At 44.9% G+C, this 14,110-nt stretch carries 14 protein-coding genes; 9 read left to right on the top strand and 5 right to left on the bottom strand.

Features of this window, described 5'->3' with window-relative positions; genetic code table 11:
* Positions 1-56: 56 nt before the first annotated feature.
* From phnD to phnE (ACED28_RS18850), 4 genes are all read left to right on the top strand, one after another.
* A complete protein-coding gene (gene phnD / locus ACED28_RS18835; protein ID WP_371710467.1) occupies positions 57-1,043 on the top strand; it encodes a phosphate/phosphite/phosphonate ABC transporter substrate-binding protein in 987 nt (328 codons plus the stop codon).
* A gap of 128 nt (positions 1,044-1,171) precedes the next feature.
* On the top strand, positions 1,172-1,942 hold the full coding sequence (phnC, locus tag ACED28_RS18840) for a phosphonate ABC transporter ATP-binding protein (RefSeq protein WP_004732991.1): 771 nt from the start codon (positions 1,172-1,174) through the stop codon (positions 1,940-1,942).
* Positions 1,930-2,754, top strand: a complete 825-nt coding sequence (phnE, locus tag ACED28_RS18845) for a phosphonate ABC transporter, permease protein PhnE (RefSeq protein WP_371710450.1) — start codon at positions 1,930-1,932, stop codon at positions 2,752-2,754. Before phnC ends, phnE (ACED28_RS18845) begins: the two co-directional genes overlap by 13 nt.
* On the top strand, positions 2,754-3,557 hold the full coding sequence (gene phnE / locus ACED28_RS18850; RefSeq protein ID WP_017097992.1) for a phosphonate ABC transporter, permease protein PhnE: 804 nt from the start codon (positions 2,754-2,756) through the stop codon (positions 3,555-3,557). Before phnE (ACED28_RS18845) ends, phnE (ACED28_RS18850) begins: the two co-directional genes overlap by 1 nt.
* A gap of 156 nt (positions 3,558-3,713) precedes the next feature.
* Here phnE (ACED28_RS18850) and ACED28_RS18855 read toward each other — a convergent pair whose 3' ends face one another.
* The 3 genes from ACED28_RS18855 to glgC form a co-directional block, all read right to left on the bottom strand.
* Positions 3,714-4,508: an HAD-IIB family hydrolase gene (locus ACED28_RS18855; protein WP_371710451.1), complete on the bottom strand. Its 795-nt coding sequence runs from the start codon at positions 4,506-4,508 to the stop codon at positions 3,714-3,716.
* Between the two features lie 115 nt (positions 4,509-4,623).
* Positions 4,624-4,980, bottom strand: coding sequence for a ribosome hibernation-promoting factor, HPF/YfiA family (gene hpf / locus ACED28_RS18860; RefSeq protein WP_009846260.1), 357 nt, complete (start codon positions 4,978-4,980; stop codon positions 4,624-4,626).
* 442 nt (positions 4,981-5,422) lie between these two features.
* A complete protein-coding gene (gene glgC, locus ACED28_RS18865; protein WP_029223955.1) occupies positions 5,423-6,643 on the bottom strand; it encodes a glucose-1-phosphate adenylyltransferase in 1,221 nt (406 codons plus the stop codon).
* 400 nt (positions 6,644-7,043) lie between these two features.
* Between glgC and ompW the strand changes: the two genes are divergently transcribed.
* The 3 genes from ompW to ACED28_RS18880 all read left to right on the top strand — a co-directional run bounded on the left by ompW (position 7,044) and on the right by ACED28_RS18880 (position 10,823).
* Complete coding sequence (gene ompW, locus ACED28_RS18870) at positions 7,044-7,691, top strand: outer membrane protein OmpW (RefSeq protein ID WP_371710452.1); 648 nt, start codon at positions 7,044-7,046, stop codon at positions 7,689-7,691.
* Between the two features lie 212 nt (positions 7,692-7,903).
* On the top strand, positions 7,904-8,836 hold the full coding sequence (locus tag ACED28_RS18875; protein WP_017102057.1) for a TAXI family TRAP transporter solute-binding subunit: 933 nt from the start codon (positions 7,904-7,906) through the stop codon (positions 8,834-8,836).
* Between the two features lie 73 nt (positions 8,837-8,909).
* Complete coding sequence (locus ACED28_RS18880; RefSeq protein ID WP_371710453.1) at positions 8,910-10,823, top strand: TRAP transporter permease; 1,914 nt, start codon at positions 8,910-8,912, stop codon at positions 10,821-10,823.
* Between the two features lie 111 nt (positions 10,824-10,934).
* On the opposite strand, the gene ACED28_RS18885 is transcribed toward ACED28_RS18880, so the two are convergent.
* Positions 10,935-11,654 (bottom strand): SDR family oxidoreductase, encoded by a 720-nt coding sequence (locus ACED28_RS18885; protein WP_009846263.1) that lies wholly within the window; start codon positions 11,652-11,654, stop codon positions 10,935-10,937.
* Positions 11,655-11,864: 210 nt separating this feature from the next.
* On the opposite strand from ACED28_RS18885, the gene ACED28_RS18890 reads away from it, so the two are divergent.
* The gene (locus ACED28_RS18890; protein ID WP_009846264.1) at positions 11,865-12,770 is read left to right on the top strand and encodes a LysR family transcriptional regulator; all 906 of its coding nucleotides are present in this window, start codon (positions 11,865-11,867) and stop codon (positions 12,768-12,770) included.
* A gap of 47 nt (positions 12,771-12,817) precedes the next feature.
* On the opposite strand, the gene ACED28_RS18895 is transcribed toward ACED28_RS18890, so the two are convergent.
* Positions 12,818-13,156, bottom strand: a complete 339-nt coding sequence (locus tag ACED28_RS18895; protein WP_017100832.1) for a helix-turn-helix domain-containing protein — start codon at positions 13,154-13,156, stop codon at positions 12,818-12,820.
* A 105-nt stretch (positions 13,157-13,261) separates the two neighbouring features.
* On the opposite strand from ACED28_RS18895, the gene ACED28_RS18900 reads away from it, so the two are divergent.
* Positions 13,262-14,029 (top strand): SDR family NAD(P)-dependent oxidoreductase, encoded by a 768-nt coding sequence (locus ACED28_RS18900; protein ID WP_102579760.1) that lies wholly within the window; start codon positions 13,262-13,264, stop codon positions 14,027-14,029.
* Positions 14,030-14,110: the final 81 nt, after the last annotated feature.

Below are 14,110 nucleotides of genomic sequence, written 5' to 3' on the forward strand. Positions count from 1 at the left end.
GCTGGGTTCTTAGGAGAGCGGCACCTGGTAACAGGTGTCGCTTATCCGACCCTTCAATGGCTATGGCAAGCGACTGCTCTAGCCGTGGTGTGTTAGACGATCGATACTGTGATGAAAACCAAGATTTGGTCGCCGATTCACCAAAGAATCCAGATGAGTGGAACGATCCAAGTACGCTTGTGTTTACTTACACGCCAGTAGAAGACCCTGCGTTGTACAAAGATGCGTTTGCGGATTTCCAAGCTCACCTAAGTAAAATTACAGGTAAGCGAGTGATTTACTACACAGTTCACTCGAACTCTGCACAAGTAGAAGCGATGCGTTCTGGTCGACTGCATGTTGCGGGTTTCTCTACGGGCCCAACAGGCTACGCAGTTAATTTAGCAGGTTACGTTCCAATTGCGGTGAAGGGCGATGAGTCTGGCTTCCAAGGCTACAACCTAATCACGATTGTGCGTAAAGACAGCGGCATTAACAAAATGTCTGATCTGAAAGGCAAAAAGGTTGCACACACTTCTGCATCTTCCAACTCTGGCAACCTAGCTCCTCGTGCGTTATTCCCAGCGAAAGGCCTAGTGCCAGATGAAGATTACAAGGTGCTTTACTCAGGTAAGCATGACCAATCGATTCTAGGTGTCTTCAATGGAGATTATGACGCAGCACCTGTGGCATCGGACGTGTACGATCGTATGGTAGCAGCAGGTCGTGTTGACGATTCTGAACTGAAGATTATCTACCGTAGCCCACGCTTCCCAACGTCTGCGTTTGGCTATGCTTACAACCTAAAACCAGAACTGGTTGAGAAGATCAACGAAGCTTTCTTTAGCTACCGCTTTACACCAGAGATGAGCGCATCGTTTAAAGGTGCCGATCGTTTCTCTCCAATCAGCTACAAAGAAGAGTGGGATGTGATTCGTGATATTGCTCATGCGACAGGTACGGCTTACACCAAAACAGGCCTTAAGAAGTTAGCTGAAAAAGATGCGGCTAAACGCGCGAAGAAAAAAGCCGCTGAGTTAGCAAAACAAGCAAACAACGGCTAATTCTTTTTCTATTAGAAGACTAAGTTTTCGAAAGACTTAGTTCTTTAAAAACACCTACCTTAACTAAAAATCTATGCCCTCGCGGGTAGGGCATAGATCATTCTAAAATTCGCACAAGGAAATGCAGTATGGCCGTAGCAAGCTATGAAGGAATAAAGATAAACAACCTTTTCCACGAATACGTGGCAGGCAAGCCAATCCTTAAAGGCATTAATATTGATATCGATGAGCCAGGCATCATCGCGATCATTGGCCCATCTGGTACCGGTAAAAGTACGCTTCTGCGCTGTATCAACCGACTCAACGATCCAAGCCAAGGTGAAATCATTTTTGATGGCGCAGACCTAACTCAATTAAAAGGCCAAGCGCTACGTAAACAGCGTCGACATATCGGTATGGTGTTTCAAGAATATAACCTCGTGGAACGTTTAACGGTTATCGAGAACGTGTTGAGTGGCCGTTTGGGTTACATGACCGCTTGGAATGCATGGCGTCGTAACTACTCTGCGCAAGACCTCGCCAAAGCGTTCGAGTTACTTGAATTTGTTGGCCTACAAGACTTTGCTAACCAACGTGCCGACAGTTTATCGGGCGGCCAAAGACAGCGTGTCGGTATCGCTCGCGCCGTTATGCAAGACCCATATATCTTATTGGCGGATGAACCGACGTCATCACTCGACCCGAAAACAGCGGTTGAGATAATGGAGTTGATGGAGACATTCGCAGAACAGAAAAACATTCCCGTGTTGGTTAACATCCACGATGTGAACTTAGCCAAGCGTTATGCCAAGCGCATCATCGGCATGTGTAACGGTAAAGTTCATTATGACGGTAGCCCTGAAGGGATCTCAGAAGAAGATCTAAAAATCATTTACGGGGGTGAGTCATGGCTGGATTAAACCCAAGCTCGTCGCCAAGCGTTTCATCAAGCACATCGTCAGCGAAGCATGAAAACCCGTTCAAAACCTCATGGACTAACCGAGCTATTATCGCTGCGATAGTTGCTTATCTGTTTTACAGTTTCTCGACGTTAGGGCTGACCTTTGATCGTTTGCTCATCGGTTTTGGTGAAAGTGAGCGGTTACTATCAAGAATGTTCCCGCCAGATTTCTCGCGTACTAACCTACTGCTAAGTGGCTTAGCGGAGAGCTTACAGATAGCGATCATTTCGAGTTTCTTCGGCATCATCATCTCATTGTTTCTTGGCTTACTTGCTGCAAGAAACATGATGCCTTCGATTGTATCGACACCTATTCGTGGCTTCATCGCACTGTGTCGTTCTTTCCACCCAGTGATCATCGCAATTCTATTCGTGAAAGCGGTCGGCTTTGGTGCCCTTGCGGGGATCCTGACTTTAGTATTCGCATCGATTGGTTTTATTGCCAAGCTTTTTGCTGAAGCAATTGAAGAGATCTCTTTTAAACCGGTTGAAGCGATTAAAGCAACCGGTGCCAGTTTTATCAGCGTCATTTTGTATGCGGTAATGCCTCAAGTGTTTACTCGTTTTATTGGCTTTGCTAGTTACCAGTTGGATTCAAATCTACGTAACTCAACCATGGTTGGCATTGTGGGTGCGGGCGGCCTTGGTGGTACGCTTTTCTCTGCATTCCAACGCTTCGACTACGACTTTGTCGCCGCTATTTTGATCACCATCATCGCATTGATTCTTGTGGGTGAATTTCTTTCCAACATTGTTAGGAGAATCTTCTAATGACAACTGCATCTATCGATAAAGAGTGGCAGCGCTTTACACCAAACGAACGCGTGGCTCGATTTGCCGTTTACCTTAGCTTAGTGTGTGCGATTGTTTGGTCTTGGCAAACCGTTGAAGTGATTCCTGAGTTCCTATACGACGCGCCAGCCCAGTTTGCCGACATGTTCGAGCGTATGGTGCCAATGGATTACGCGTTCTATCCTGAGTCGATTCACGCAGCGATGATTGAGACACTGCACATCGCGACGTTAGGTACCTTGTTTACCTTGGTATTTGCTATCCCTTTGGCGCTGATGAACGCGCCAAATATCACTCCGAATAAAGCCTTGAACTGGATTGCTCAATTCTTTCTCGTGTCTTCACGTTCTGTGAACTCATTGGTTTGGGCATTGCTGTTCATCGCACTGTTTGGCCCCGGTGTTCTCGCAGGCATTATGGCAATTGCCATTCGTAGTATCGGCTTTGTAGGGAAGCTGTTAGCGGAAGCAATTGCTGAAGTGAACATGGGGCCTATTGAAGCTTTACGCGCGACAGGCGCTTCTTGGATGAGCGTTTTACTTAAAGGTTATTGGCCACAAGTGATGCCCGCGTTCTATTCCATTGTGTTGTTTCGTTGGGACATCAATGTGCGTGAATCTGCGGTATTGGGTTTGGTGGGCGCTGGTGGTATTGGCGTGGTGCTCAACGATGCGCAGAACCTTTTTGAGTGGCAAAAAGTATCAATGGTGTTGGTGAGTATTTTTGCAGTGGTTATCGTTGCAGAAGCGGTGGTGATCCACATCCGTAATAAACTCATATAAACATATGGTGCAATGCAGCGTGTTTTGTGTGATGTGTCAAAGTTAAGAGCTTATCTAGCATTTTGAAGCTCAAACGACCCTAGGTACTTCGGTCTACCTAGCGGTCGTTTTTTTATGTTGTTTGAATGGGCAGAAAGCTTGTTTAGACAAGGATGGTTAGCTTTTCGCTGTCTCACTTTTAAGCGTCAGAAGTGCATCCACAAATTCTGCAAACCCATAGCCACCCGGCTGCGACATCACCTGACTTGGATGATGATCTAACTTATCCCAATAATGCTGAATGTTAGCCACGCCAACGGTGAGCGGTAGTGATTCGAACATCTGTTGATCATTCATTGAATCGCCGACATAACACGCTTGCTTGTGGATTTGTTCAAGCGATAGGCCTTTATTAGCCAGAAAACGATGTACTGCGTTTTTCTTTGAGTGTTCGCCATACCAAGCATTGATATGAATCGAACTTGCCGTCGCGTGTGCGCCTAAAGCATGTATTCTTTCAAGTACCACTTGCACTATTTCAGGGTCAACAGGTTCACGGTTTTGGCCGATATCAATCGCGACCTCACACAAGCGGTAAGATTGATCCAGAGTTAGGGATAGATCTGGGTAACTCAACAAGATCGCTTCAACTTGTTGTTTTAGCTTTGCTTGGTTCTGACGCACTTGTTCTAAAGGTGTTTCCGATGAAAGCTGTAATGCACCATCTTGTTTCTCTAATAAGAAGGCGCCGTTCTCTCCAAGCACGGCATCGACAGGCCATAGTTGTGCAATATGATCACACCAACCCGCACAAGCGCCAGTCACCGCGACCACTTTGATTCCATTGTCTCTTAGCTTTTGTAACGCAATCAAGGTTTCAGGAGGGAGTGAGCCTTGCCAAGTGAGCGTGTCATCGACGTCGGTTAATACCCAGTTGATGTGCTTCCAGTTATTGCCTAGTTGGTGTTCCATCTAAAAACTCACTATTCCACTGATTGAGGTGTAGATCGAAAAAGCCAGCAACGCATGCTGGCTTTGGAGTTCTTGTGCGCTTCTATTCGTCAGTGCGCTTTAACTATTAGTCGAGTTATACCAGTTTCATCTCTTGGATGATGTCTGAAGCAATTTCTGGCTTCGTGCTCGTTGGTTTCTCGTGTAAGTCTGATTTCAATTGTCCCTTACGGTTACTTAGGCCTGCTTCAAGTTTCTTGAGTGCTGAAGCGATAGCTGGATACATAACGTCATCTGTAGCTTTTGCGTTTACACGTACACCTTCGTAGTTGGTGAACACTTCAACCTGGTGTTGACCATGTTCTTTTGTGATGATGATGTCGCAGCTGATCAGTGATGGGAAATGGTTAGATATCTTCTCGAATTTACCTTCGATGTCTTTGCGTGACTCGTCGTTAATTGATACATGATGTGTTTGAACATTTATTTTCATAAATCATACCTTTCCAATGACTGTGTCATTTAAACGTAGCAAACATCGGTTAGTTTAACCAACTGCGAAATAGCACATGTGTGATTCACTTCAGTGTTATCAAATAATCTCCCTTTACTCCCTTGAAAGTCCGAAGAACTGATCGCATATTATGTTTCGTGTTTTCAATACATGTTCAAAAATACCTCACTCGCGAAGCATTCCTCTAATCTACCTTGCCAGCCTAGGTTTTATCGCCTTAACCAAACGTCAGCTCAAATACTTATTCTAGTTTAAGTTTTGTAAATCATTGCTAGTTTGATGCCGATAATGCTTTCTTTTTAAATCACTGCAGTTGATATAAAAAGTGTGGTTTATATAAAAAAGCAAAGCTCCGTGAATACGACTATTGAATAAGGCAACTCTTGGCTGCCCTTATAGCGCCATCTGGTTTTAGCGATAGCTATTCTTCAAATTGGTAAGAAGAGGGCACCACAATGACGCCTTGTTTCGATATGTGAAAGCGTTTAGCGTCGGCAAGGTTATCAATACCGATTTGGGTGCCATCTGGCACTTTGACGTTCTTATCTATGATGCAGTTTTGAATATGGCAATTTTTCCCAATCTCAACATCTTCAAACAGAATACTATCAATCACAATCGCGGCATTACTGACTTTCACTTTCGGGAAGAAGATAGAGTTTTGCGCAGAGCCACCTTCGATCACTACGCCATTCGCTATCATCGAGTTGATGAATATTCCTTGGTTTCCTTCTACAGAAGCAATGGTGCGTGCAGGTGGCAGTTGCGGCTCGTAGGTGCGAATCGCCCAATCTGGTTGGTATAAATCTATAGGTGAGGCTGGCTTTAACAGATCCATATTGGACTGGTAGTAAGAGTCGATGGTACCCACATCTCTCCAGTACGCATCTTGGGTCACTCGGCCTTCTTCGTCGCCAAACTTATACGCGTAAACACTGTTGTTGCCGACCAATTTAGGAATAATGTCTTTACCGAAATCATGGCTTGAGTTCGGATCTTCGGCATCCGCCAGTAGCGCTTGTGTTAACACCTCTTTATCAAAGACGTAAATACCCATTGAAGCCATGCTTCGAGTCGGCCTACCGGGGACACATGCAGGGTAATGTGGCTTTTCGGTAAAGTTATTGATCTCTAGAGATTCATCTATTTCCATCACACCAAATTCTTTGGCTTCATCAATCGAAACCTCCATGCACGCTACGGTTAGATCGGCCTCGTTCTTTTTATGTTGCTTGAGCATTGGCGCGTAATCCATGCGATAGATATGGTCGCCTGATAACACCACTACATGCTTAGCTTCGCTACGAGAAAGCAGATACAAGTTTTGATAAATCGCATCGGCAGTACCGCTATACCAACTATCACCTGTACGCATTTGTGGGGGGACATTGGTGATGTATTCGCCGAGCTCGGGGTTAAGCACCGACCAACCATCTCTTAAATGTTTTTGTAAAGAGTGAGACTTGTACTGAGTCAGCACCAAAATTTGGCGCAGCCCAGAGTGTAAGCAGTTCGCGAGCGTGAAATCGATGATTCGATATTTACCGCCAAAAGGTACCGCAGGTTTTGCACGGTTATCGGTAAGGGGAGAAAGCCGAGAGCCAACACCGCCGGCCAGAACGATTGTAAGAGTGTCTTGCATGGTCAGAACCTCAATGTATTTATGATTATGAACATAGACTTGCAAGCGCTGAGCCAAATGTAACCCATTGAATATTAAACGAGATGAGAATGAATTCTGCGAAGTTGCACCAAGTTGATGCGTGCGAGGTGTTGGCTTGCTCTATTTTGATCCAAACAGATCCGGGCAAGGTGAAGGGGTTAAATTAACAAAATGACGCACGGGAAAGTTGCATTACAAAACTGTCAATAAAATGAAGCGATAAAGTGATCAAGTCGATGCAAATTTACATAGGTTCTCACAAGTTTTCACAAATTGATTTCCATCAATAAAGTAGGGTTATTATATGCTACCTTGCACGCAAAATAAGAAATGATTACTCATTCACCAATAACGATTAAGCCCTCAAAAGGAAATTATAATGAAAAAAACAGTATGTGGTATTGCGGTTGTGGCGGCTCTTATGTCAACTAGTGCTTTTGCTCATAAAGAAGGTGATTTCATCACCCGTGCTGGTGCCGCAATAGTGTCTCCTAACGATAGCAGTGGAGATGTTTTGGAGACATCGGGTTCAAAATTTGGTGTGGATTCAAACACCCAACTTGGATTGACATTTGGCTACATGTTTACAGACAACATCAGTCTCGAGATTCTTGCAGCGACGCCGTTCTCCCATACAATTTCTACAAACCATGGTGGTTTAGGTGATATCGCCGAGACAAAACATTTACCACCAACGTTGATGGTTCAGTACTACTTCGGCGAAGCAAACAGCAAGTTCCGTCCTTACGTAGGTGCTGGTATTAACTACACCGTATTCTTTGACGAAGAGCTTAATGGTGCGGCTAAAGATGCTGGTTTAAGTGACTTGTCCCTTGATGATTCGTGGGGACTGGCTGCGAATGTTGGTATGGATTACATGATCAACGACGACTGGTTTTTAAACGCATCCGTCTGGTACGCAGACATCGATACTACAGCCAAGTACAAGGCTGGTGGGAAACAGTACTCAACAGACGTTGATATTGATCCATGGGTATTCATGATTGGTGGTGGTTACAACTTCTAATCAACATCTTTAGTTTGTTAAAAGCGCTCAAGCACCAGCCAGCTTGGGCGCTTTTTTATTGATAAGTGATCAATTTAACACTTGCTTCACAATTGCATAGTATTTAATTGCACAATATTCGATCGCATGTAATGTTTGAACGGCTCAAAAAACGAACAGAAAATAAAGCCTGTAGTTAGGTGTATATCTAATTACGGTTAATAATCAAGGAGATGATTGTGCTTAAACGTAACTTATTAGTAGCTTTACTCGCGATTCTGCCTACGATGGCAAGTGCAGAAAACTATTCAATCGGTACAGGCGGTCAAAGTGGTATCTATTACCCATTTGGTGGCGCATTAGCTAAAGTCTGGTCTGAAAACGTACCGGATGTGAATGCAAAAGCAGAAGTGACAGCAGCGTCAGTCGAGAACACCATCAAGGTTGTACGTGGCGATATGATCGCCGGGATTGCAATGGGTAACGTGGTTCTGGATGCCTACAATGGCGAAGGTAAATTTCCTAAGAAAATGCCAGTGAAAACGCTGTTTGCTCTATATCCAAATCTAGTTCATACCATCACTCTTAAAAACTCTGGTATTGATTCATTATCGCAACTCAAAGGTAAACGTGTTTCCCTTGGGGCCCCTGCTAGTGGTACGGCAGTAACATCTGCAGCACTACTTGAGTCGATGGGTATTGATGTGAAAAAAGATATTGATGCGGTTTACCTTAATTACTCAGAAACCACTAATGCTTTGGCGAATGGTCAAATCGATGTGGGTTTCATTGTTGGTGGTCAAGGTGTTGGCGCGGTAACACAGATTGCGTTAACTCACGACGTTAAGGTGATTTCTATCTCTGAAGAAGAGAGTGCTAACTTCATGAGACAATATCCAGCCTACAGTGCTTACGACATTCCAGCAGGTGTTTACAATAAGGTTGATCCAGTATCGACACTTAGTGTGTGGAACGTATTGGTGGTTAATGCCAACATGAGTGATGACATGGCTTACAATCTGACTAAAGCCGCTTTTGAGAATATCGGTGATATTCGTAAAGTCGTGAAAATGGCTGAAATGACCACACCAGAGAATGCTTCTCGACTGCAAGGCGTACCGATTCATGCTGGTGCTCAGAAGTACCTAGATTCGGTAAGCAAGTAACATCTCTACCTCAGGGCAAGTGAAATCTCACTTGCCCTTTTTATCAATTCGTTCTTATCCAGCAGGCATTAATATGGATATTACCCCTGATAATCAAAATGCGTCACCCCAACTATTACCCTATGAAAAACTCGTGAAAACAATGGGCTATTTGACTTTAGTTGTTGCAGTAGCACTGTCGGCTTTTCAGATATGGCAAGGCGTGAGTTCAACGATCTCGGCAACCTATTTTAGACCCATCCACTTGTGTTGGGTATTGGTATTGATCTTCCTTCACTTTCCATTGCTCTCTAACCGAAAGAACAAGCTCTTTATTGTGGGCAAGCTGATCGATGTGATCTTGTGTGCCGTGGTGGTGTTTGCTGGCTACCGTTTATGGATATTCGATTATAACGACATCAATCATCTGTTTTATGGCCTTCAATTTGCTGACATGTTTGCTGGTAGTGCTTTGTTGGTACTGCTGCTAGAAGGATGCCGACGTACTGTTGGTTGGGTGATGGTGTTAATCGCAGTGTTGTTCCTTGCGTATAGCGCGTTCGGTGACATGCTGCCAAGTGGTTTTTCTATTAAGGCTTACACGCTACAAGAGCTGATTCAGTTCCAGATTTACTCCGCTAATGGTGTATTTGGTTCTGCGTTAGGGATCGCCGCGACAACGGTATTCATCTTTGTGTTGTTTGGTGCATTTCTAGAGGTGACCGGAGCCGGTAAATTCTTTATTGATCTCGCATTCTCAATCGCCGGTAAATACCGTGGCGGCCCTGCGAAAGCCGCGGTATTGGCATCGGCAGGTTTGGGTTCTATTTCTGGTTCTGCGATAGCGAATACGGTGACCACAGGCTCAATTACGATCCCTATGATGAAGAAGCTCGGTTATAAACCAGAGCAAGCCGCAGGTATTGAAGCTGCCGCCTCTACGGGTGGGCAAATTATGCCACCAATTATGGGGGCTGGTGCGTTCGTGATGGCGCAGTTTACTGGTGTGCCTTACAGCGAAATCATGATCGCATCGATTGCTCCTGCTATTTTATACTTTTTCTGTACTTTGCTTTACGTTCATCTAATGGCGTGCAAGTTGAACCTCAAAGCTGTAAGCAGAACAGAAGCCGTGGTTTCGGTGATGAAAGATGGCGCTCACCACCTGATTCCGTTGATCTTGATAACGGCACTCTTAATGATGGCTTACTCACCGTTGCTAGTTGGTGTTGCGGGTTGCAGTGCAATTCTACTAACCGCGGCGCTGCGTAAACACAGTCGAATCGGATTGAAGAAATTCATTGAAGGGATGAAAAATGGTGCACTGATGGCGTTGCCGATTTCTGCAGCGTGTGGTGCGGCGGGCATTATTGTTGGTGTGGTAGGGCAAACAGGAATCGGTTTGCAGTTTACTCAGTTTGTGATGGACTTCTCTGGTGGCTACATGCTTATTGCATTGGGCTTAATCAGTTTAGTGGCTTTAATTTTGGGTATGGGCTTACCTGTAACAGCGGCGTATATTGTGTTGGCGGTTATGGCTGTACCAATGCTAAGCGATTTTGGCTTACCATTGTTAACTGCTCACCTTATCGTATTTTGGCTGTCTCAAACCTCGAACGTAACGCCACCTATAGCCTTGGCTGCTTTTGCTGGGGCTGGTGTAGCGAATGCTAACCCAATGAAATCTTCGGTAGAAGCGTTCAAGTTGGCGGGTGGTCTGTTCATCATCCCAATTATGATGGCATACACAAGCCTTGTGAATCCTGACGACGGAATACCAGCGTTGCTTTTGTCAATCGTCCAGACGCTGACTATTATTGTCGCGATAGCGATCGCAATTGAAGGGTATTTGATTCGTTCACTGAGCATGGTTGAGCGCTTAGCAGCATTACTTGCCATTCCACTATTGTTACTCAATCCATTCGGGCTAGGACCTTTGGGGATTGTAATTATTGTCGCACTGATTGTGATTCAATGGCGTGGTCGAGAGGTCGCAAAACAAACCTAGTGTTTATCGAGTTCGGACAAAAGAAAAAAGGGACCTTTACTATGTATAGTAAAAGTCCCTTTCTCTATACGTCAATTAAACAAAGACGTTACGTAAGTTAATCACTGAAACTTACGGTTGTTGCTTAGTTGGTGCTAGAGCAATCTCACGGATACATACATTCTGTGGTTGTTGGTAAGCGTACGATACCGCGCGAGCAATATCGTCAGCAGCCAGTACGCCGCCCATGTCTTCTTTCCAAGAATCGTAACCGTCTTTGATTTCTTGAGATGTAGTGTGAGACAGAAGTTCAGTCTCTACAGCACCCGGTGCGATAGTGGTAACACGAACATTTGAAGCCGCCACTTCTTCACGAACGTTCTCAGAAATAGCGTGTACCGCGAATTTAGTACCACAGTAAGCAGCGTGGCTTGGGAATGTTTTCTTACCCGCGATTGAGCTGATGTTGATGATAGTACCTGTATTGCGTTCCATCATAGGAGCAAGTACAGATTGCATGCCGTTTAGAAGGCCAATCACGTTCACGTCGAACATTGTCTTCCACTCTTGAGCGTCTTGAGTATCGATTTGACCAAGAAGCATTGCACCAGCGTTGTTGATAAGCGCGTCTACAGGGCCAAATTTCGCTTCACCTTGTGCGATTGCTGCATCAAAAGACGCTTTGTCTGTTACGTCTACTTTCACAGATAGAGAGTTTGGTAAGTTAAGCGCTTCAAGGCGGTCAACACGACGAGCTAAAAGTAGCAGAGGGTGACCTTCATCGCTTAGACGACGAGCGATTGCTTCACCAATACCAGAGCTTGCACCTGTAATTACGATTAGTTTTTTCATTTTATTTCCTCTGTACTCTAATTGCGTCGGTTGGCTACGACGTGTTGTTTAAGTGCATTCGAATCAAGTGCTTGTTGCCTTGCTTCGTTGCGATGGAGGTATATTAAGGAAAATAGCATTGTTGATATATAGCGCTTTACTTGAAACACTGTTGCTGTGGTGCAACAATAAAGGCGTCTATCTCATAACTTCATTAGTAAGCTGGTGACTATGCTCAATCAAATTAACCTGTCTGATATTCGCTCCTTCGTGCTTATCGCTCGTTTAGGTAATTTCACCAAAGCGGCAGAGGAGTTGGATGTGTCTCGTTCCCACGTATCACGCCAAGTGAGTAGCCTAGAAAAGCAGATGGGTGTAACACTGTTTATCCGCACCACTCGAACCTTGAGGCTGACGCACGCAGGGCAAGATCTGTACGCGAGATGTGAGCAAGCCCTCGATAACATAGACCAAGCTCTGATTGCTGCTGTGGACGATGTCGAAGAAGTACGTGGCGACATAAAAGTAAACTGTGTCGGTGGTTATCTTGGTGAAGTGATCATCGCGGATTTGGTCAATGAGTTCATGCAACTCTACCCAGACATCAGCATTAGCCTTGATTTCAGTAGTAACCGAGTCGACTTGATTGAAGACGCGTTTGATATCGCTTTTCGCATGGGAAGCTTAGAAGACGCGGGCTTTATCGCAAGAAAGCTTTTAGACATTGAGATGGGAACACTCGCGAGCCCTGATTATTTTGCTCGTAAAGGAAAGCCAAGCCATCCTAAGGATCTGATCCACCATGACTGCTTAACGGGATCGGTGCGTAAGTGGAGTTTTCAAGCACTGGACGACACCAAGAAAACGGTCGATGTGCATGTGACGGGCAGACTGCAATGTAAAAATGGGCGAGTGTTGGTGCAGGGCGCGAAGTCGGGCAACGGAATTATTCGTGTACCAACCATCTATTGCTTACAAGAACTGAACGACGGGCAATTACTGCAAGTGTTTGAAGAATGGGTAGTGCCTAAGGTCGACTTTTCAGCGATCTACCATCGAGACCGCTATCAACCAAGCCGAATCCGAACCTTCATTGATTTTGTCAAAGGTCGCTTTGAGCAAATGCCAGTGAGCTAAATAGTGCGTGTTATCCATTATTTGGTATTGAGCGGATTTGCTTGGGCTTACATCTCGTCGATTTCGTTTTGCAGGTTTTCCAGCTGGTCTAGAATCAACAAGAACTTCTCACCGAACGGCGTCACTTGGTACTCAACTCTTGGTGGCAGTTCGTTGAACATTTGCTTATCTAAAATCCCGAATTCTACATTTCGCTTCAAACATTCATTCAATACCTTGGTCGATAATCCTTCTACTGACCGCACCATTTCACCGGGGCGATTAATACCATTTGCCAGTAATTGGTAAACCGTTAGCGACCATTTACAGCCGTAGATGGTTTCGACCATGCGAGCTGAGCGCTCTGGTGTTGATTTTCTTGAAAAAAAGTTTTCCTGATTTTTCATAAAGATGTACCAATAAATACCTACCTAACCGATTTGTACTTACTATTCATGGTGTTAGTTCAAAGCCTAAGATTACCACGTTCACATGACTTAGGAGATAACAAAATGAACTTCACTAAAAATGGTATTGCAGTAGTAATCGGTGGCACAAGTGGTATGGGCTTTGAAACAGCGAAGCAGTTAGTCGCTCAGAGCATCCATGTGTTGGTTGTCGGCAATAACCCAACTAAGTTAGATAAAGCGGTGTCAGAATTGCAATCGTTAGGTCACGCTTCAGGTTGGCAAGCTAACCTTTATGATGATGCGAGTGTAGCTAATCTCATTGCGCATCTAGAGTCGCTTGAAGAGGGTATTGGTTACCTTGTTAATGCGGCGGGCTACTTCAACCCTAAAGCGTTTATCGAGCATCAAGAATCTGATTACGAGCAATACATGCAGCTCAATAAAGCAACCTTCTTCATCACTCAAGCGATAAGTAAATTGATGATCAAGAACGGCGGTGGCAGTGTGGTTAACGTTGGCTCTATGTGGGGTAAGCAGGCAATCAAAGCGACGCCATCTTCTGCCTATTCAATGGCTAAAGCTGGCTTGCACGCATTAACACAGCACATGGCAATGGAACTGGCTGAACATAACATTCGTGTAAATGCGGTGTCTCCGGCTGTGGTTAAAACGCCGATTTACGAATCTTTCATTAAACCGGAAGAAGTGGATCAAGCGCTAGAGGGTTTCAATGTGTTCCACCCGATTGGTCGAGTCGGTTTGCCGAAAGATATCGCCAATAGCATCTCTTTCTTACTGTCAGACAGTGCTGATTGGGTAACGGGTGCAATCTGGGATGTTGATGGCGGTGTGATAGCTGGCCGCAATTAAATAGGCTTCTTTTCAGGTGGCTGTCGCGTAGGCAAAATTAGTAGCGAGATGGCCTCCTTGATCAGTATTCGCTTAGAATAG

Origin of the sequence: Vibrio sp. 1F253 (assembly GCF_041439295.1) — a bacterium.
In the GTDB taxonomy this organism is placed as follows: domain Bacteria; phylum Pseudomonadota; class Gammaproteobacteria; order Enterobacterales; family Vibrionaceae; genus Vibrio; species Vibrio tasmaniensis_A.